Consider the following 18,823-nt stretch of genomic DNA (forward strand, 5'->3'; position numbering starts at 1 on the left):
GCCGGCACCCATCGCCGGCGCAATAACAAACACGATGGCTCTGTTGAGAACCCATAACTGTTGATTGGTGTCTGGGACTGTGTGAATGGCCGAACGCAGTATGGGTGGCTTGAGTGTAATTGGTAGCGTGATTAGTTGGTTTAGAATGGTACTATAGCGGCCAATCGTCTTTGGAATAAACCGAGAACCTCAACCAAATCTGGCACCTCTTCAACACAGAAACTGCTGTTTCAGATTCCAGATGGTTCCGAATAGGGAATCAGGTATCCGAAAGCAGCCATCTCTCCGTGATTTCACTCGGAATGAGTTACGATTCCGTCAATAGCTGTCGAAGTACGTAATGTAAGATGCCGCCGTGCTCAATATATCGCACTCCGGCGGGCGTCCCGACTTGGGCTGTCACTGGGAATTCAACCGATGACCCGTCTGGCCGCTCGGCAGTCACGGTCAACTCAGCCATCGGCGTCAGCCCGTCGTCCAACCCGTAGATCGTGTAGACCTCCGAGCCGTCTAAACCAAGCGCCTCCCAGGAGTCCCCGTCCTGGAACTGTAACGGCAGCACGCCCATCCCAACGAGATTGTCCCGATAAATTCGCTCGTAGCTCTCAGCGATGGTCGCACGCACACCGAGGAGGTCGGTCCCCTTCGCCGCCCAGTCACGACTCGATCCGGTCCCGAACTCCTCGCCAGCCATCACGACGAGGGGTGTTCCCTCGTCGCGGTAGCGCTGGCTGGCCTCGAAAACGGTCGTCTGCTCATCCGTTGGGTGATGGATAGTGTAGCCGCCTTCGACGTCGTCGAGCATCTGATTCTCGATGCGGACGTTGGCGAACGTGCCCCGCATCATCACCTCGTGGTTCCCTCGACGAGCACCGTACGTGTTGAACTCGTGGGGCTCAACGCCGTGATCCATGAGCCACTGGCCGGCCGGCTGATTCGTACTAAACGGTCCAGCAGGACTGATGTGGTCGGTCGTAACCGTGTCACCCAGCGTTAGCAGACACCGTGCATCCTCGACGTTGGAGACACCAGGTTTCTCCAGCGGGAAGTCCTTGAAGAACGGCGGTTCCCGAATATACGTGGAGTCCTCGTCCCACTCGTAGACCTCGCCCGTCGGCGCATCCAGTGCGTCCCACCGCTCGTCACCCTCGAACACTTCGGCGTACTTCTCCTCAAACATCGACGGGTCAACGAAGTCGTGAACCGCTTCGTGAATCTCGTCACTACCCGGCCAGAGGTCTGCGAGATAGACCGGGTTACCGTTCTCGTCGTACCCAAGGGGGTCGTGTTCCATGTCGATGTCCATCCGCCCGGCGAGCCCGTAGGCGACCACGAGCGGCGGACTGGCAAGGTAGTTCGCACGCACCTTCGGATGAATGCGCGCCTCGAAGTTCCGGTTCCCGGAAAGGACGCTCGTCGTCCAGAGGTCGTGCTCGTCGATGGCTGCCTCGATGGGTTCTGGGAGCGGCCCTGCGTTCCCGATACAGGTCGTACAGCCGTAGCCCACGACGTTGTAGCCGAGTTTCTCAAGATACGGAAGCAGTCCCGACGCTTCGAGATACTGGGTTACGACGCGGCTGCCAGGTGCGAGGCTCGTCTTGACGTAGTCCGGGACGTCGAGGCCCCGCTCGACAGCATTTTTCGCCAGGAGCCCGGCTGCCAGCATCACGGAGGGATTCGATGTGTTCGTACAGCTGGTGATCGCGCTAACGACGACGCTCCCGTGCCCGATCTCGACGTCGGTCCCATCAACCGTTACTGTCGCACGCTCCGTGAGCGGTCCCAGGTCCGGTTTCTCAGTCTGGGCCTCTTGCTGAACGCCGCCGTTTGTTCGTTCGACGTCGGTTGGTTCACCGGTCAACTCGGTCTGGGTGTTGCCGCCCTCTGCGATCCAGCGGTCGATGGCCTCCTGGTCCACGTCGCCGAGGTCCTCCTCGAACTCGCCGTGAAGCAACTCCCGGAAATGGCTCCGCATGTCGCCCATCTCGACACGTGACTGCGGCTTCTTCGGCCCGGCAAGACTCGGTGTCACCGTCGAGAGATCCAGTTCGACAGTCTCGGTGTATTCGGGATTCTGCTCGCCGAACAGCCCTTGGGCATCGAGGTACTCTCGCACGAGTTCGATGTGGTCCTCGTCGCGCCCCGTCAGTTTGAGGTAATCGAGGGTGGCCTCGTCGACGGGGAACATGCTGATGGTCGAACCTTGCTCGGGCGCCATATTCGCGATCGTTGCCCGGTCAGGGACGGTCAGCGTCTCCACGGCTGGCCCGTAGAACTCGACGAACCGGTCGACGACACCGACGTCACGGAGCAGTTCGGTGACGTGCAGTACGAGGTCGGTCGCTGTCGCGCCCTCAGGGAGTTCGCCGGTGAGTCGAACGCCGACGACTTCGGGGACGTTCATCGTGATGGGCTGGCCGAGCATCGCGGCCTCGGCTTCGATGCCGCCGACGCCCCAGCCGACGACGCCGATGCCCCCGATCATCGGGGTGTGGCTGTCTGTCCCGACGAGCGTGTCCGGGAACAGCCAGTTCTCACCGTCATGCTCGCGCTCGTGGACGACCCGTCCGAGGTGCTCTAGGTTCACCTGGTGAACGATACCCGTCCCGGGTGGCACGACACTGAAGTCATCAAAGGCGTTTTGTGCCCACTTCAGTGCGCGGTACCGTTCCCCGTTGCGTTCGTATTCGAGTTCGACGTTCTTCTCGTAGGCCTCCTCGTTGCCGAAATAGTCCACTTGGACGCTGTGGTCGATGACCAGGTCGATGGGGACCTCCGGTTCGACGAGACTCGGGTCTCGATCCTGGCGGTCGACGGCCGACCGTAGAGCGGCCAGGTCAACGACGGCCGGGACGCCGGTGAGGTCTTGCAGGATGACCCGGGACGGTTGGAACGGGATGTCGGCGTCGGGCACGTCCGGTTGCCAGCCAGCGAGGTCACGGATGTCTTCCTCGGTGATGTCCTCCCCGTCGGCATTTCGGAGCACGGATTCGAGGAGGACACGGATGCTGACCGGTAGGTTGTCGAGGTCACAGAGGCCTTGCTCTTCGAGGACGGTGAGGTCGGCCATCTTGTAGGCCGTTCCATCGGCTTCGAACTCGCGGATCGCATTGAAGGGGTTCATTATTGTGGAAGATTTCAAACGGAGTAACCGTTATTCTTGTCCCCGCTCTCGGGAGACGGGATTCGAGCAGTTCGACTTATACGTTGGACCCGCCCGAAGGGGTTCAAAGAGCTCGTTGCTCTCACGGTCGACGCGTGATACAGTTCTGGGGTGACACTGTCTTCTTCGGTAACGTTCATGCACTCGTTTCTTGGCCAGTCTCACCGCCCATGCGTTCAGGCGCGATTCGCGACAGCCGCATCGCGTTGCCGGTGACGCCGAGGCTCATCCCCATATCTCCGACGACGACAGCGACGGCGACACTGACGAGCCCAATCGGCACGCCGACGGCAAGCAGCGCCTTCACGCCGAGACTCGCCCAAATGTTCTGCCGGATCACGCCGTTGGCCGTATGCGACAGGTCGTACAGGTACGGGAGTTTCCCGACGTCGTCGCCCATCAACGCAATATCGGCTGTCTCGAGAGCGGTGTCGGTACCGGCCGCGCCCATCGCAATGCCGACCTCCGCGGTGGCGAGCGCGGGCGCGTCGTTGATGCCGTCACCGACCATCGCGACCTCCCCGTACTCCGCCTGTAACTCCTCGACAGCGTCGACCTTCTCGTCGGGCAGGAGTTCTGCGCGATACTCATCGACACCGACCTGCTCGGCGATGGCGCGGGCGGTGCCCTCGTTGTCGCCGGTCAGCATCACGACGCGCTCGACGCCCAGCTCGTGCAGGCGTTCGACGGCCCGCTTCGAGGCCGGGCGCACCTCGTCGGCGATGGCGATCGCACCCAGCAGTTCCGACTCCGTCCCGACGATAACGACCGTCTTGCCCTCCTGCTCCAGCGCGGTGAGTGCATTCTCGGCGAACGCCCCGTCGTCGGACTCGGCTGCCTCTTCCGCCATGACGCCGCCGTCCGTCTCACGGCGTGCCCGTGAGAGATCGAAGCCCAGCTCCTCGAAGAGCGCGGGCTTGCCCGCATAGTACGTCTCGCCGTCGATCTCGCCGCGGATGCCCTTCCCGGTGAGGCTCTCGAAACCCGTCGGGTCGGGCAGGTTGCCCACGCCCGCCTCCTCAGCACGGGCGAGAATAGCTGCTGCGATGGGGTGTTCGCTCCGCCGCTCCAGTCCGGCGGCGCGACGGAGCAGATCGTCAGCCGTGGTGTCACCGACCGGAACGACGTCGGTGACGGCGAGTTCGCCCTTGGTGAGCGTCCCGGTCTTGTCGACGGCGACTGCGTCGACCCCACCCATCGCTTCCAGATAGTTGCCGCCCTTGATCAGGACGCCGTTCTTCGCGGCGCTGGTGATGCCCGACACCACCGAGACGGGTGTGGAGATGACGAACGCACACGGGCAGGCGATCACCAGCAGGGTGAGCCCCCGGATGAACCACGTCTGCCAGTCGCTCGCGAAGGTGAACCCGTATCCGGCTAGGTCCACCGACACCGGATCAGCGATAACCAGCGGCGGGATAGCGGCGGTCAGGATTGCCAGCACGACGACGAGGGGTGTGTAGTAGCCGGAGAAGCGGTCGACGAACTGCTCGGACTCGGTTTTCTTCGCCTGTGCGCCCTGTACCATCTCGATGATGCGCGAGAGCGTCGAATCGCCAGCGGTCGAGGTGACCTCTACCTCGAGGTACCCCTCTTCGTTGATCGCGCCGGCGTAGACCTCGTCGCCGGCGGTCTTGTCGACGGGGACGCTCTCGCCCGTGATCGGCGACTGGTCGACTGCACTCTCGCCGTCGATGACCGTCCCGTCGAGCGGAATCTTGTCGCCGGGGCGGACGACGACGGTCTCGCCAACGTCGACCTCCTCGGCGGGAACGGTCACTTCCTCACCATCCCGAAGGACGGTCGCCTCGTCGGGCGAGAGTTCCATCAGCTCGCGCAGGGAGTCCCGTGCCCTGTCCATCGCGTAGTCCTCGAGCAGTTCGGCGATGCTGAACAGGACGGCCAGCGTGGCGGCCTCGACGAAGTAGCCGATACCGGTCGCCGCGATGATCGCCGTCCCCATCAGGAGGTCGATGTCCAGGCTTCGGTTCTTCGCGGAGTAGTATCCGCTACGGACGACCGGGATGCCACTGGCCGCGACGGCGCCGAGGAACAGGACATCCGCGATGTGGAGCGGGTACTCGAGGACGCTTGCCACCGTAATGTTCTGCCCGGTGAGGAGGAACTCGAAGAGGAGGCCGAGCGTGACGAACGCCGCACCGAGCCACGTCTTCTTCGCGCGAGGACTCGTCCAGACCTCCGATGGGGGCGCGATGTCGACGCCATCGGTCGCCTGGTTGTCCTCATCATCGCTCTCGGCGTCCGAGCCCCCGACGACCTCGTAGCCGGCGCCTTCAATCGCCTTGACTACGTCGGCTTCGCTGGTCCGATCAGGGTCGTACGTGACGTTGGCCGTGCCGGTGGTCGGCTGGAGCGTGGCGTCAGTAATGCCGTCGACACGCTGGAGGCTCTTGTCCACCTTTTGGGCGCAAGAGGGACAGTCCATTTCGGGGACGGCGAGGCGGGCGGTCAGCTCACGTCGCTGTCCGCCGCCGCTCGTTCCCCCGGCTGCGTCCGGATTCTCTGTCATCACGTCACGGTAGGAGCGGGAGTTCGATATGTCTTTGTTGGAATATTCCAATCGAGGGCGTCAGTGCGATGCCAGCCGTTCTTCCGCTACCTGTTCGCCGGCAACATGTTGCTTCGCCAAATGTTCTTCCGCCCGACGGAGTCGGTAGGTGAGTGTTGACCGTGGCACGTCGAGATGCTCGGCGAGCTCGCCGACGTCGACCTCGCGGGGTGACTCGTAGTAGCCGTGTTCGACCGCGGCCTGGAGTGCGGCCTCCTGGGCTGGCGGGAGGCCGCTCGGTTTCCCGTCGCGTCCCCCAGCTCCTGTCGTCGTGTCCGCTGTGCGGAGCATCTCCATCTGGGCGCATTCCCCGACGGCAACCCCGAGGGAATCGAAGAACGCCGCCACATCGCCCTCGCCGGCGTGAATGAGCCGCCACGTGTAGTGGCGCCCCTCGTGACGGGTCTCGAATAAGACGCCGTCGCCGAGGTGATCGCGAGCGATGTGGGGAACTGAGGCGCAGGTCGGAGTGCGCTCCCAGTCGGAGTAAAGGATGAGCGTGTCGTCCGTGCGGTCGAGGACACGGGTAGTCTGGGTTGCGCCGCAGTCCTCGGTGGCGAGACAGTCGGCGTAGTAGTCGCTGTTGCGAAACGCGTCCTCGATGGCGTCGAGTGCGTCCGGAGTGCCGGTGGCATGGTCGACTCGCCAGAGCTGGTCGGCAGTGGCGTGCAGCGAGAGTGAACGAACGCGAGCGTCGGAGTGGTCTGCGAGGGCGTCCGCCACCCGGTTGCAGCCGGGCTCGTATTCGAGAGCGAAGACGAGTTCGCGCATACCCCGACTAAGGCCTGCTACGACATAACCCATGGCCTGCAGCGTTGTCGACTAGTGGACCTCAGATTACGTCGTCAGGGTCGTGGACTTCCTGCATTCGCTGTGCTTCGGCCGCGTATTGCTCTTGGAGGTCGGGGTCATCGACTATGCCAAGATTGCCGGGTTCAGCATCGACTGCTGCTGTCGTGTCTCGGACGTCGGTGAAGGACGTGAGTGCGCGTTCCTTCCGATAGTACTGTTCTCCATCGGGTGTTGCGTAGGTGAGGATGATCAGGTTCTGCTCGTCATCGGAGTACGTCCGTTCGACAAGCCAAACACGAACGTCATCTTCAGACTGATTTGCCATACTTAGGCGTCCCCCGATATCCACTAAGGGATTGGTGTTACGGCTTGCTGAGACTCGCCGTCTCGAAGGGTGACTCTCCGGTCGGAATGAGCAGCTCCTGTCGGTCGCCGACTCGCTCGGCCAGCTTCCGTTTCAGGTACTGCCTCGCCGTCGACGGCGTGAAGACGCCCTTGTCGAGCATATCGCCGACGACGTCTTTGAGGGCCGCGGACTGTCCCTGCAGGTGGCCGTCGCCGACCGGCTCGCCGTCGTACCAGCGCACCGTCGCGAGTGCGCCGTTCCCGACTGTCTCTCCCTGTTCGACTGTCTCCGAGTCGTACTGGAGCCCAAACCACAGCGTCCGATAGGCGGTCACCTCGAACGTCGTCGACACCACGAAGAACGCCTCGTGGTGGAGGTAGTCGAGGTGGTCAGCGACGATCTCGTCGAGCGTGAGCCCGGTGGCGCGGGGCTTCGGCTCGACGACGGTCGACGGTCGATCCTCGTCGGCGAGGTAGCCGTCGACGGCATCTGCCTCGAGGCCATCGGCCAGTTCCGCCAGCAGCTGTTTCGCCCACTTGGAGTCGGTGTCGTCGCCACCGAACGGCGACTCAGCCGAGATTCGGTGCTTGAGCTTCAGGTTCGCTGCGCCCCAATGGCTGTAGTGGAGCGTGTACTGTCCGTCTGTACGTTCGTACGCAACGAGTGCGCGGTGGCCCATCGAGCAATCACCTCACGGGGCGAACGCGACTGGATCGCCCCGCACCCCTCCCGGGGACGAACAACGCTACCAGTAGTTGCTAGCGAGGCTTCTTTATTCGGGATGAGTAGTGAAATTGGGGCGGCTAAATCGGTGAGTGGATCTATGAACTAAATACGGAAGCTCCTGCAAGCCGCCTTCTTAAAGAATCATCGAGTATGAAGTGGATACTACACACAGTTTATGGTTCTCTCCAGTATCTCCAGAGAAGAGGTAAATCACTTAGATAAAATAATTTGGCGATTTTACGAATATTTCCGTCGTTGATCGCTGAGAGGGAGTCCTTACTGAGCTCGTTCAGATCCTTCATAAGTTGATCGTACCGTTCATTTGATGCGAGATACAGTAGCCTGGTCATCATCTGACGACGATTTTGTCGGGGGGCGACTTGCTCGTGCCAGAGGTCATCGTAGACTGCCATCGCTTCCGTAGACGTATCCACTGTACCAGTAAGACAACGGTCGGCGGTCACCGCCGCTGCACGAGCTGATTTCATACACTTGTACACACCCTCACCCCATACAGGATCAACCGATGGGACTGTATCGCCAATTGCCATAAATGACGAAGTACTCATCGCTCCCGGCGGTTGAATGTGAGCTGAGCCACGAACCTGCGTATCCGAGACACGTTTGGCGTTTTCAAAGCGTGGATCCGTTTCAAGCCAATATTCGAGGAAACCGTCCACAGTTCGATCCTCAGTGGCGTGCTCCCGATACCGCTTGTTTTGAATGAAACAGACACCGACTTTTGCTGTGTCTCCACCAGTGTGGAAAATCCAAGAATATCCTCCTGGGGCGTATTCGTGGTTTAGCTGTAGCATCATCGCGTCAGCAAGATCGGCATACCCAGGATGATCGAGATTGATTCCCTCAAATTGATATTCGATACCAATCGCGTGATTTTTGCGCTCTAGATCGACGACATCCAAGCTCTTGGCTAACGGTGCAGCTGGCCCTGTAGCATCAATAACTATCTCTGCGTAGATCTCCTCGTCACTATTGTATCGGACGCCCACGACATCCCCATTATCGACTATTGGATCTCTCACACGGGCGTCAAAACGGTAGTCTGCTCCTTTCCTCCGGCCGTCTTCGACGAGGAACTCTTTGAACTCAGAAAACTCCAGGACGAACCCCGGCTGATCTCGAACGAGATAGTTGTTAGGAGATTCAATAACAACTGAATCTGTCGCGTGCATGACCACGTCGTCGGGGATACTGAAGGAGGCCATCATCGACGCGAACGTACCGCCGGTAGATTTGTTGCTCTGTGCCGGGAACTCATCCTCTGCCTCAGTCTCCAAAACAACTACATCGTAACCACGCTCAGCGAGATCTCGTGCACACTGCGCACCTGCTGGGCCTGCACCAGCAATTATCACGTCGTAGCGATCATCCATTTCTGATGTACAAACTCCCAGAATACAGCCGAAAAGGTATTGAAACACAGTGCCACTTCTGGTTCGTTTCAACATAGGCCGTCCTATAGTTTCAGCAGTAATTTTCCGTCGACATCGTATGACAACAGGAAACAGAACAGCACATACAATTCGTTTGGGCATCTAACGGAGTACTATGTCAGAGCTGGCAGAATTGGGGCTCTCAAGTTATGAAGAGAAGGTATATCGGTCACTCTTAGTGACAGGTGCGGTCACTGCGACTGAACTCTCCGATATTAGCGGCGTTCCGAAAGGCCGTATTTACGATGTGCTCAACAACCTCAAAGCTCGCAAGCTGATTGAGACCCAGTCAAATGATCCAAAACAGTACGTTGCAGTACAACCCGAGACTGCCGTTGATATCCTTCTAGCTGAGAAGACGCATGAGATGGCTCAAGAGTGGAACCACCATTTGGAGGCTGCTAAAACGGTCCGTTCGAACCTTTTGCCGACACCACCTACAAAGAGTAGTTTCTGGTGCGGGTCGCTTGGGAGCGATGAAATGAGTACGGCTCTCCAGCAACATATGCGGTCTGCGGAGAATTCCGTTCATGCAGTCATGGGAACGCCCTATGAGAATTCCACGTGGGAGACATTCCAAACTGAAATTGAGGCCTTTTTTGAAGGGGCTAATTCAGGCCTCACAGTCGATTTACTGTTGAGTGAGAAGGTCGTTACCGTACTTCCGGATAGGTTTCCGAGTTTAATCGACGAACGTTCCGTCGATGTGACTGTAAGAACTATTTCTGATGTCGCTCTCTCTTTCGATGTAATCGATCAGGTAGAGACGACAATTGACCTCCCACATCCAGTAACTGGTGGCGATCGGATTGGAGTAGTCGGGATTAAAGATTCGAAGGTGGTCGAAGAGTTTGAGAAATGCTTCCAACAACTGTGGACCAATGCAGACCCTCTCATTTAGTAAACTCTAGATCCCTCTGAACCGATGATTTGCTTGAAGTGGGGGCAGACCAAGATGTAATGTCGCCTAATCGATTTGTTCCCCTCAGCGGTGAGTATATCCTCTGTACTGGCCGGCTGTTTTAGCTCGCTCTGAATATAAACCCGTATCGGCGACCACTGCTACTCGTCGATCGGGTCGGGGGAACTGAGGTCCGCGTGGAGGACTTGGCCGTCGCGAACGACGTACTTGGTTTGGCAGTATGGGAAAGCGGCACTTCGTCAACCGTCTCCGGGTCAAGCCCAGAGACTTGTCAGTGGACTCCCGCTCTATCCGCGCAAGGCGGAAGGCGTGTATTCACCATTCACGTTCAGCATCCCTGACTTCAGGGCCAGTTGACTGGTGGCCCATCCACCGCGAGACTTCTGCCCGCGATGGATATACTCGCAGTATCGGTTTGCAATGTTCTTCGCCGCGTTGTAATCAGCGTTCACCTCATACCCACATGACTGGCACTCGAACTGCTTGTCGTCGCGATTATCTTCGTGGGTACACCCACAATATGAGCACCGCTGGCTCGTGTACGCTGGGTTCACGGAATCGACGAACAACTCTGTGGATTCGACCCTGTACTCAACGAGTTCCACGAACTTCGCGTAGGCCCACTGCTGGAACTTGCTGCCGTTCGCAATGTTCTCGCGGATGTGAGTGAGGTCCTCGAAAATAATCCCGTCTACATCCGCATCATCGGCTTCCTCGATGAGGTCGTTGGCTCGGTTGTGGAGCCAGTCTAATGACCACTCGCTGAACTGACTACCAATAGATTGAATCGTGAGGTGGGCCGACCGAGTACCCGTCTGGTGTAGGCACCCCCGGCGTTGCTCGTATTGCTCGCGTTTGTGGGTGAGGAAGTCTGCACTGCCAATAAACTCGCCTGTGGAGGTGACGGCGAACGCGCCAGTCACGTTCAAGTCCACGCCGAGAACCACTCCGTTCTCGGGGAGATCATCACATGACTCGCTTTCTTGGCGTTCCGGTCCGTCACTCTCATAATCGGGATTTTTCAGCGTAACGTGCAGGTAGAACGTGTCCTCGTTCTCGTCATATTGGAGCGTGGCACTTGACGTATTCCAGTTGTCACTCTCGTAGTACCGTCCGAACGGCGTGTTCTCTCGCTGATTTTTAGGTGGGAGGACGTATTCGGCGGTGACTCTTCCGTTCGGTGTCGAGAGGGTGGCGTGGTCGTCGTTGAACGTCGCGGAGCGTTTGTCGTACACGATGCTCCACGAGTCGAACTTTGGTTGGCTGGTCTTCTCACCCTGCGTCAATTTCTCGACGCCGGCCCTGACGGCTGCGATAGCGCGACGAATACCTTTCTGAACGAGATTAGCGGTGAGCTCGGTTTCCTCCCGCAACTCGTCATACAGGGCCTCTTCGGCCCTGCTCTTGCTGGTGATACAGTCCTCGTCGTACCGCCACGCCCACTCGCTCGTTCGGTTAGCGCAGTGGAGGAATTGAGTCTTGGTCTGATGGAGATCGCCACGACGTTCTCTGGGTACGTCGAGTTTGATTCGTACCGTACGTCGTAGCGTGTTGTCCATTTGTGATTCACCTTCGTTGTTACTTTTCGGTAATATGGAATTGTTCAGTGAGGTGGGTCATCTGTTGGCCTCGGGGTTCTCTCCCCCGCACCCCTTCTGGGGGGCAATAAACAGCCTCTGGAACGAGATACCCGAATTCCGGCCTGCGACGTCGATCAGGACTTGATCTGTGTATCGGCGTCTCCGCTGTGTTGCGGTTGGGTGAGCAGACTCACGTCCTGCAGGAGAGCTCTCGCTGCCTCGATCCGCTCCTGATCTGCGTCGTCGAGTCCGGCCGTCTCGATGCGCTTGAGATTGGTGAGTGAGCGATGCAGTCGATATCCCGGTGTGTTGCGTGGGTCCATTTGAAGCGCCTCGCCGATTCACGGCGCAGAGAAACCTCTCCGGCTGCGGGTAGCTGTGGAACTGAGTGCGTCTATTAACCAACATTGAGAATCATATAGCCATTTTGTTGGTTAAGACGAACGGTGCGTCGATGGATTCGGCCCGTAGCGAGCCGAGCCACACACCCGACACTCCCAGATCGGTTGCCCCGTCCACGCCGCATCCGGGACCGACTCGCGGGTCTTGAACCGATGGTCGGTCGCCCGTCCACAGGTTTCACAGTCGAGTTTCTGCGTCGTCGGTACCGACGACGCCTGCCGATCAGCCGCAGCTTCACCAGTAGATTCGGTCAGCGCCATCGCTGGAACCAGCCATACCGCATCGTCGGCGTCGTCGAGGACAGCGTCGAGACGCGACGCGTCGCGGATGCCGTCCCCACGCTGGTCGTAGAGCCGCGTCGGGGGATGCTCCGGACGCTCCGACGCTCCCTGCCCGAGGCATCCAGCGCGGTCACGGGCGGCACTGAGAAGCCGCTCTCCCCCCGCTGACGACACCTGTACCGCGTCGGGGAGTGAGGGCCATTGTTCGACCAGCTGGCGCGCCGGTGCTTCGTCGAGATCGTAGATGAGGGTGTAGTCGTCGACGGCCGGCTCCGCCTCGTTGGCGGACAGGAGGTTCGCTGCGGCGCCGCCCTTCGCCACGGCGCCGTAGAACGTGGTCGACTCGACGACCAGGTGGACGATGCCGACGAGGGTCTGTTCTGGAGCGTCGTTCGCGTTGACTGAGGAAGTGCCGTCAACGTGGTTGGTGAGGCAAAATCGGCACTTCGTCTGCGTCGCCGGAATGGATACCCCACAGGACCGGCATTCGATCTCCGTAGTTGCCTGGTTGGGATATCCTCTACTGCTCGATGCTACTCGCTGTTGCTGGGCTTCTTCCCCTCCGCGGTCGTCAAGTGTATCGTCTGGGATGTGGGAAGCTTCGCCGGTCGGTCGGAGTTCCTTGAAATCAGCGTAGTGGCCGTCCATAGTTCGATCTGCCGAGGATTTGGCTCGTCTTCCGGTTTAAATTATAGCACCGCTCCAAGCGGCCTGTACGTGCCACAGATTGGTTCTCGATCGTCGAATGCTGCCTGCGTCTAAGCTACTGGTTCGATGAGTCCGCTCGAATCCGGATCTCGATCTCATCAGGATCGTGAACAACGACCCCATCATCCGTTTCGGTGGATGGAATCTCACCAGCTACGAGCCGCTCCCGAACTGCTTCGAGTGAGTCGTCGTCTGGTACGAGCACTTCGAACCACGACAGTCCACGTCCGCTGACCGGTTCCGTCCTGTGGTGCCACGTGTTCGCCCCGAGATGGTGGTGGTAGCCGCCAGCACCGACGAAGAGGGCGGCTGGCACTTCTGTCTGTACCTCGAACCCGAGTGTGTCCACGTAGAAGTCGCGGAACGCCTCCAACGAGGACACTTCGAGGTGAACGTGCCCCACGTCCGTTCCGGCAGGAAGCCCTGCCGCTTCTGCAGCAGAAGCTTCCAATGGATCGAGATCGAGGCGATACGTTCCCATCCGAATGCGCCCGTTGTCAGCGCGGGGCCAGTCCTCACGGGGATAATCTCGGTAGATCTCGATGCCGTTGCCCTCTGGGTCGGTCAGGTACAGCGCCTCACTGACGCCGTGGTCGGACGCGCCGCCGAGCTGCCAGTGTTCCTGAATGCGGGCTAACGCGTCGCCTAATGCCGCACGCGAGGGGACTCTGAATGCGTTGTGAAAGAGACCCGCTGCCGATTGGTGTCGTCCGAGTGCGTCTGCATCACCCTCTAAGACGAGGAGCGGCGTGTCATCGATACCCAGTACTGACTCGGTGTCGGTTCGGCGAAGCACGCTGAGGCCGACGACATCCTGGTAGAACCCGGTTAGCTCTTCGAGGTCGTTGACGCGAAGCGCGGTCCGCCCGATGTGTGCCTCCTGGGGGAGTACGTCTGGATTTGTTTGCGTGGTCATGGGAGACATCTTAGAGACCGATGTTGAGCGCGTACGGCCAGGCGGTGCTACTGAATGCTGCGAGAACGAGCGCTGCGCCGAAGAGCGTGCCGTTCTTGAGGAAGTTCGTCATCTCAGACTGCCGCTGTTCGGGGTCATCGACCGTCCAGAAGTCGTGCATGACTGGCGTCACGCCCAGGAAGAATAGCGCGATCGCTGCCGCACCAACGAGTGGGTAGACTCCGAGCGCGATGGCAAGTCCGCCAGCGATGAGCATGAGGCCAGACAGGGTGACGGCGAGCCGCGGGGCGGGAACGCCCTTTGCTTCGGCGTAGCCACTCATTCCGTCGAGCCCCGTGAAGTGACCGAGCCCCATGAACCCGAGCAGGACGCCGAAGACGACGCGGCCCACCAGAAACGCGAGCCCACCAGCTGCAGTCTCCAGCGCCATCAGTCCTCGACCCCCGGCTGCCCACCGGTCAGCTGGACGATCTGCCCCGTAACACCCGCGTTCGAAAGCAGGTGAACAACTTCGTCGACGACGGCCTCCGGTGCCGTCCACTCCGAGAAATCGGCGTCGGGCATCGCTTCGCGGTTCCCCGGGACATCGATGAGGAACGGAGCCACGGCGTTGACGCGGGCCTCGAGTTCGACATCGAGCGACTCAGTCAGCGTTCGAACCGCGCCCTTGCCGACGTCGTACGCGAGCGTCCCGCCGACGGGGGTGATGGCGCGGTCAGAGCTGAACAGAACGACTCCGCTGTGCTCGTCGAGGTGCTCCGCGAAGGCCTTAACGGTCAGGAACGCCGTCGTCGCGTGGCGATTCAACGCGGCCTGGAACGCATCGGCGTCGGTATCGCTGACGCCGCCCATCGAGAACCCACCAGCGAGGCCAACGATGTGATCGACCGATCCGTGGTCATCGACAACCGTCTCGGCGAAGGCGTCGACCGCCGCCTGATCGGTTAGATCGACCTGGTAGTACGATACTGCATCGGCGTGTTCAGCGCGGGTCGCTACTTCATCTCTCGCCGTTTCGGTGACGTAGGTACCGACGACGTCGGCGCCGCTCTCGATCAGCGAATCCGTCACGTACGGACCCATGTTACCGGTTGCGCCGGTCACGAGCACCGTCGAGTGTTGTAGTTCCATTACATTACCTAGTTTGTTCCCAAACCTATATATAGCTCAGGCAACAATAGTGTAACCAAGTAATGGCGACCCAACCACCCGAGGCTGACACGGACGAAGACACCGAGGTCGAACGGCGGAATGCGGACGTCTGCAACGTCGTCGGAGCGGTCGAGGAGATGGGAGCGAAGTGGAAGCTCATCGTCCTGAACGACCTGCGCGACGGTGAAAAGCGATTCAACGAACTCAAACGCTCGACGGGCGCCAGCTCCTACACGCTCTCGCGGGTGCTCGACGACTTAGCGGAGGAGGGGTTCATCGAGAACCGGAAGGAGTTCGAGTCGCCGGTGGCGAGTTACTACACGCTGACGGAGAAGGGAGATGCCCTCTGTCCCGTGTTCGAGTCGCTTGACGCTTGGGGTGAGGACTGGCTCTGAATGCTGTCAGACCGACGGTAGTCCGTCGGTGATGATCGGCCGCTCTGGGAACGCCGATAACCTCCGCTCTCTCTGTCTTCATCTCCGTGGCCCCTGAGGCGCTACTCTCGTGTTAGTCCCAGTACCTGTGCAGTCGGAAGTGACCAGCCGTAGATAAGTGCCGCAATTCGTGTGCCTACAACCATCGCTGCGCACACCGCTGCAGCGGTTCCGTTCGCCCCTCCGACAGCGACGATCATCCAGTATGCACTCCCACCCAGTACCGCACAGCTGGCGTAGAAATCGTCGAGCAGGATAAATGGCGAGCGATCCAGCAGGATATCGGCCACAGCACCACCCCCGGCCGCGTTGATCGTCGCAATCGCGACGACGCCGAAGGCGGGGATGCCGGCCTGCGTTGCGACGATAGCACCTGTCGTTGTGAACGCGGCGAGCCCGATCGCATCCGAGAACTGTGTCACCGGATGCGTGTCGGCTGACTCGAGGGTGGCACTCACTCCAACCGCTAGTCCGACACCGAGCAATCCGAGGGCGATCTCGGTGGGTGTACTGAGCGCGAGCGGAATCCGATTGACGAGTAGGTCACGGGTCATCCCGCCTGCAAATGCCGTTGCGAGGCCGACCACCGTGACACCGAATAGATCGAACTCCTCGCGGATTGCCTTGGTCGCCCCGACAAGGGCGAACGCGACGAGCCCAACCGTGTTCATCACGGCGAAGGGATCTACGAACAGGGCCTCGACGATCTCCTGCGTCACTGGTTCCAGACAGGATAACGAGTCTGATGAGCGCTTCGCCTCCGATCTTTCCCGCCTCGCCACGGCGTTACAGGTCACACGATGGTCATGCGACGACGGGAGTATTCGATCATCTCCTGCTCACGACAGGTACACCTCAGAACTGACGAGATCCTTTGAATACGATGATTCAGGTGACCAACTCGCGCAATACGTCTTGATGCGACCGGATGGTTGGTGCGGTGACACTCGCTGCTTCCGCGACTTCCGACTGCGTTAGCCATCGTCCTTCTTCACGGCCTGCGTTGTACAGACAGGCGGCTGCGAATCCTGATGGCTTGACGCCTGACACTGCCCCTCTCGATTCCGACCGTTCAGCCAACCGCCGAGCCCGCTGTCGGATGTTCGCTGGAACATCGAGTTCTGACGCAAGCTGGGGGATGAATTCGCTGGGGCCAACAGGTTGGGTCGGCAGTCTGAGCTCTATATTCAGCGTCTTGTACGCATTCGTGACTCTCGATTGTTCAACGCGTGCTGCGTCGACGACGTCGTCGAGTAACCGCGAGTGACCGTTACAGCGACAGACTCCGTAGACGCTTGCTGCCGCTATCGCCTCGATTGATCGGCCTCGAAGCAGGTCTTCGGTTTGAGCGCTCCGAAACAATTGGCACGCCTGATCACGGACCGGACCTGAAAGTTCGAGGACGCTCGCGATTCTTCGAACTTCACCCAGGCCGTGTGCGAGGTTTCGCTCAGCTTTCGACTGAAACCGACCACGAGTCTGTTCACGACGCAGTCGAGATAGCTGCTGCCGCTTTCGCCCGGAGAGTTCGTTCCCGTTTGCATCTTTCCAGCGACCGATCTCGGTCGAAAGCCCTCGGTCATGACGTGCGACGGTGAGTGGTGCACCTGTTCGATTTAGAGTCTCTTCATCGGTCGCGAACGACCGCCACTCCGGACCGTGGTCGATTTTCTGTTCATCGATGACGAGCCCACAGTCCTCACAGACCGTCTCGACGGTATTTGTTCTCACTTGGCCGTCACATTCGGGACACGCCGTGTTGTCGTTCGATACGTCTTCGTCGAAGCTGGTTTCGTAGATCTCTCTCGTGGCCATTGGTAGTTCGCGAGGCGTCTCGTCTGCACCCCGCGCCCCTCTCAGGGGGAGATAGACAACTGCGGATGTGATTATGGAAGATATTTATTGACTACTCAGGGAGCCTTTGCAGCGTCTGTACATACTCTCAGCGGGGTATGCCGTGGCCGGTTATTCGTCGTCGATTACGACGCCGCCATCGGTGACCGCTTGCATCACTCAGCGAAGTACTCGTACACAGGCAGGAGAGTTTGGAAGTACTCGAGCGTCCAGTCTACCAACTCTTTCTTCTCGATGAGGTCTGAGCCATATGGAATCTGCTTCTCGATTACGAACGACTTCTCGTGTCCTATGTTGGCGTCGGTCGTCTCCCTCACAGCCCGACCGATGACTCCCAACCTATCCGTGATACTCGCTTCGTCGACCCCTGGCATGTAGATGACCGAATCTGCGTGGAAGGTTGTGGTCTGCCGTTCTCTGTCGTTGGCCTGCTGGATGTTCCGCTGGTACCGGAGATAATAGAACGGATTGTCTTCACGTGTGAGTTCGATGTCGTCCAGTTCGGACAGGGCGTCCAACATCACACGCTTGAATTCCGGTTTAAGTTCAGAGGATCCCCGTCTCACGATATTGCTGACAATCCGGTTCGGGATATAGAGTTGGACAGAGAACTTTGCTGGGTGCCAGAACCCTGCCGAGAAATGTCTAAGTCGCTGGAATATCCCGTTCTCCAATTCCTCTGAATCAACAAGGTGTACCTCTCTGCTTCGTTGATTTGAGGTCGCGGTGAAGTTGCCGAGATCGTAGTTCTCCCTACTCTCGTACAACGCCTGAGAGAAGATTCCAGGGTTAGTCTGGTCGACTCCTCGAAGCATCGTCTTCCGATACTCTCCCACACCAGAACCGCTCAGTTTATCGCGGTCGAATCCTCTGAATGGTACCATTCTCATCAGTTCTAAGTAGTCGGTGAATTCTTCGAGTAGGAATCGGTCGATGTCATTCTTCGTTCTCTCTCGGTAATTTTCTAGCAGTTCATAGATGTCCAACCAACTGACCCCATGACACAGTTCGTCATCGGTGAGGCCAAGCTCACCTCGATATTTCCCCATCTGAGTGAGACTCAGCCTGTCCCGTTCTGTCTTGACCTCAATAACGATTGACGTTGGGACGTTCTCTGAATGAACTGTGACTACGCCATCTACTGTTCCGTCTCCAGAACGTGGATCTGATTCTCTAGCGACGTTCTCTCCGGCAAATGAGAGTCCAGCAAGGTGGACGGAATGTTCAGATGTTGGAATCTCGTTCAAACCGACCTGAGTGTCGTACTCGAATTTGGCGTCCTCGAAAGCGAGACCAAGGAACTGCTTTAGAAAACTGTCCGTGAGTCTATTATCAGATTCTTGCAGGACTTTCAGGAAGCCCTTCGTGGTGTTGTTCTCCAGCTGCTCTTTACCCTCATCGCTGGCACGCTGGTACCAGAAGAGATTATCCCACTTTGGTCTCACACAACTGTCCTTTTCCCACTCGAAGTATATTCCTTCCGCTCAGTCGTACATAGGTGATCTTCCAACTTTGTGATTCGAG

17 protein-coding genes are annotated in these 18,823 nt (G+C 59.0%); 2 read left to right on the plus strand and 15 right to left on the minus strand.

Annotated elements, in window-relative coordinates; translation table 11 throughout:
• Positions 1-307: 307 nt before the first annotated feature.
• The 6 genes from ACZ45C_RS00210 to ACZ45C_RS00235 all read right to left on the minus strand — a co-directional run bounded on the left by ACZ45C_RS00210 (position 308) and on the right by ACZ45C_RS00235 (position 8,990).
• A complete protein-coding gene (locus ACZ45C_RS00210) occupies positions 308-3,124 on the minus strand; it encodes an aconitate hydratase (protein ID WP_008364317.1) in 2,817 nt (938 codons plus the stop codon).
• A gap of 175 nt (positions 3,125-3,299) precedes the next feature.
• On the minus strand, positions 3,300-5,693 hold the full coding sequence (locus ACZ45C_RS00215; protein WP_180271702.1) for a heavy metal translocating P-type ATPase: 2,394 nt from the start codon (positions 5,691-5,693) through the stop codon (positions 3,300-3,302).
• Positions 5,694-5,753: 60 nt separating this feature from the next.
• On the minus strand, positions 5,754-6,503 hold the full coding sequence (locus tag ACZ45C_RS00220; protein ID WP_008364314.1) for a helix-turn-helix domain-containing protein: 750 nt from the start codon (positions 6,501-6,503) through the stop codon (positions 5,754-5,756).
• Between the two features lie 61 nt (positions 6,504-6,564).
• Positions 6,565-6,849: a DUF7967 family protein gene (locus ACZ45C_RS00225; RefSeq protein ID WP_082226590.1), complete on the minus strand. Its 285-nt coding sequence runs from the start codon at positions 6,847-6,849 to the stop codon at positions 6,565-6,567.
• Between the two features lie 37 nt (positions 6,850-6,886).
• On the minus strand, positions 6,887-7,549 hold the full coding sequence (locus ACZ45C_RS00230) for a DUF6735 family protein (RefSeq protein ID WP_460560720.1): 663 nt from the start codon (positions 7,547-7,549) through the stop codon (positions 6,887-6,889).
• 220 nt (positions 7,550-7,769) lie between these two features.
• The gene (locus ACZ45C_RS00235; protein ID WP_004062188.1) at positions 7,770-8,990 is read right to left on the minus strand and encodes a digeranylgeranylglycerophospholipid reductase; all 1,221 of its coding nucleotides are present in this window, start codon (positions 8,988-8,990) and stop codon (positions 7,770-7,772) included.
• 175 nt (positions 8,991-9,165) lie between these two features.
• Here ACZ45C_RS00235 and ACZ45C_RS00240 point away from each other — a divergent pair, with 175 nt between their 5' ends.
• Positions 9,166-9,951, plus strand: coding sequence for a TrmB family transcriptional regulator (locus ACZ45C_RS00240; RefSeq protein ID WP_004062190.1), 786 nt, complete (start codon positions 9,166-9,168; stop codon positions 9,949-9,951).
• Positions 9,952-10,259: 308 nt separating this feature from the next.
• Here ACZ45C_RS00240 and ACZ45C_RS00245 read toward each other — a convergent pair whose 3' ends face one another.
• From ACZ45C_RS00245 to ACZ45C_RS00270, 6 genes are all read right to left on the minus strand, one after another.
• Positions 10,260-11,531: an RNA-guided endonuclease InsQ/TnpB family protein gene (locus ACZ45C_RS00245; RefSeq protein ID WP_460560718.1), complete on the minus strand. Its 1,272-nt coding sequence runs from the start codon at positions 11,529-11,531 to the stop codon at positions 10,260-10,262.
• Positions 11,532-11,686: 155 nt separating this feature from the next.
• Positions 11,687-11,875: a hypothetical protein gene (locus tag ACZ45C_RS00250; RefSeq protein WP_188879677.1), complete on the minus strand. Its 189-nt coding sequence runs from the start codon at positions 11,873-11,875 to the stop codon at positions 11,687-11,689.
• A 111-nt stretch (positions 11,876-11,986) separates the two neighbouring features.
• Positions 11,987-12,883 (minus strand): biosurfactant protein 1, encoded by an 897-nt coding sequence (locus ACZ45C_RS00255; protein ID WP_460560716.1) that lies wholly within the window; start codon positions 12,881-12,883, stop codon positions 11,987-11,989.
• Between the two features lie 115 nt (positions 12,884-12,998).
• Positions 12,999-13,859: a VOC family protein gene (locus ACZ45C_RS00260; RefSeq protein WP_460560714.1), complete on the minus strand. Its 861-nt coding sequence runs from the start codon at positions 13,857-13,859 to the stop codon at positions 12,999-13,001.
• A 10-nt stretch (positions 13,860-13,869) separates the two neighbouring features.
• Entirely contained in the window at positions 13,870-14,289 is a 420-nt protein-coding gene (locus ACZ45C_RS00265; RefSeq protein ID WP_379765234.1) for a DoxX family protein, read from the minus strand.
• On the minus strand, positions 14,289-14,990 hold the full coding sequence (locus ACZ45C_RS00270) for an SDR family NAD(P)-dependent oxidoreductase (protein ID WP_222609129.1): 702 nt from the start codon (positions 14,988-14,990) through the stop codon (positions 14,289-14,291). Before ACZ45C_RS00270 ends, ACZ45C_RS00265 begins: the two co-directional genes overlap by 1 nt.
• Before the next feature lie 62 nt (positions 14,991-15,052).
• On the opposite strand from ACZ45C_RS00270, the gene ACZ45C_RS00275 reads away from it, so the two are divergent.
• Complete coding sequence (locus ACZ45C_RS00275) at positions 15,053-15,406, plus strand: winged helix-turn-helix transcriptional regulator (RefSeq protein WP_222609130.1); 354 nt, start codon at positions 15,053-15,055, stop codon at positions 15,404-15,406.
• A gap of 101 nt (positions 15,407-15,507) precedes the next feature.
• Here the strand turns inward: ACZ45C_RS00275 and ACZ45C_RS00280 are convergent, their stop codons facing one another.
• The 3 genes from ACZ45C_RS00280 to ACZ45C_RS00290 form a co-directional block, all read right to left on the minus strand.
• Entirely contained in the window at positions 15,508-16,116 is a 609-nt protein-coding gene (locus tag ACZ45C_RS00280) for a trimeric intracellular cation channel family protein (protein ID WP_460560727.1), read from the minus strand.
• A gap of 217 nt (positions 16,117-16,333) precedes the next feature.
• Positions 16,334-17,260: a transcription initiation factor IIB gene (locus ACZ45C_RS00285; protein ID WP_379765229.1), complete on the minus strand. Its 927-nt coding sequence runs from the start codon at positions 17,258-17,260 to the stop codon at positions 16,334-16,336.
• Positions 17,261-17,454: 194 nt separating this feature from the next.
• Complete coding sequence (locus tag ACZ45C_RS00290; protein ID WP_460560711.1) at positions 17,455-18,744, minus strand: hypothetical protein; 1,290 nt, start codon at positions 18,742-18,744, stop codon at positions 17,455-17,457.
• Positions 18,745-18,823 lie beyond the last annotated feature (79 nt).

Source organism: Halorubrum pallidum, assembly GCF_055380345.1.

What these genes read in the sequence shown, in the direction of transcription:
- ACZ45C_RS00210 (WP_008364317.1), bottom strand. Translation starts at nt 3,124, where the DNA reads ATGAACCCCTTCAATGCGATCCGCGAGTTCGAAGCCGATGGAACGGCC.
- ACZ45C_RS00265 (WP_379765234.1), bottom strand. Translation starts at nt 14,289, where the DNA reads ATGGCGCTGGAGACTGCAGCTGGTGGGCTCGCGTTTCTGGTGGGCCGC.
- ACZ45C_RS00215 (WP_180271702.1), bottom strand. Translation starts at nt 5,693, where the DNA reads ATGACAGAGAATCCGGACGCAGCCGGGGGAACGAGCGGCGGCGGACAG.
- ACZ45C_RS00280 (WP_460560727.1), bottom strand. Translation starts at nt 16,116, where the DNA reads ATGAACACGGTTGGGCTCGTCGCGTTCGCCCTTGTCGGGGCGACCAAG.
- ACZ45C_RS00250 (WP_188879677.1), bottom strand. Translation starts at nt 11,875, where the DNA reads ATGGACCCACGCAACACACCGGGATATCGACTGCATCGCTCACTCACC.
- ACZ45C_RS00285 (WP_379765229.1), bottom strand. Translation starts at nt 17,260, where the DNA reads ATGGCCACGAGAGAGATCTACGAAACCAGCTTCGACGAAGACGTATCG.
- ACZ45C_RS00270 (WP_222609129.1), bottom strand. Translation starts at nt 14,990, where the DNA reads ATGGAACTACAACACTCGACGGTGCTCGTGACCGGCGCAACCGGTAAC.
- ACZ45C_RS00245 (WP_460560718.1), bottom strand. Translation starts at nt 11,531, where the DNA reads ATGGACAACACGCTACGACGTACGGTACGAATCAAACTCGACGTACCC.
- ACZ45C_RS00230 (WP_460560720.1), bottom strand. Translation starts at nt 7,549, where the DNA reads ATGGGCCACCGCGCACTCGTTGCGTACGAACGTACAGACGGACAGTAC.
- ACZ45C_RS00240 (WP_004062190.1), top strand. Translation starts at nt 9,166, where the DNA reads ATGTCAGAGCTGGCAGAATTGGGGCTCTCAAGTTATGAAGAGAAGGTA.
- ACZ45C_RS00255 (WP_460560716.1), bottom strand. Translation starts at nt 12,883, where the DNA reads ATGGACGGCCACTACGCTGATTTCAAGGAACTCCGACCGACCGGCGAA.
- ACZ45C_RS00235 (WP_004062188.1), bottom strand. Translation starts at nt 8,990, where the DNA reads ATGGATGATCGCTACGACGTGATAATTGCTGGTGCAGGCCCAGCAGGT.
- ACZ45C_RS00225 (WP_082226590.1), bottom strand. Translation starts at nt 6,849, where the DNA reads ATGGCAAATCAGTCTGAAGATGACGTTCGTGTTTGGCTTGTCGAACGG.
- ACZ45C_RS00260 (WP_460560714.1), bottom strand. Translation starts at nt 13,859, where the DNA reads ATGACCACGCAAACAAATCCAGACGTACTCCCCCAGGAGGCACACATC.
- ACZ45C_RS00220 (WP_008364314.1), bottom strand. Translation starts at nt 6,503, where the DNA reads ATGCGCGAACTCGTCTTCGCTCTCGAATACGAGCCCGGCTGCAACCGG.
- ACZ45C_RS00275 (WP_222609130.1), top strand. Translation starts at nt 15,053, where the DNA reads ATGGCGACCCAACCACCCGAGGCTGACACGGACGAAGACACCGAGGTC.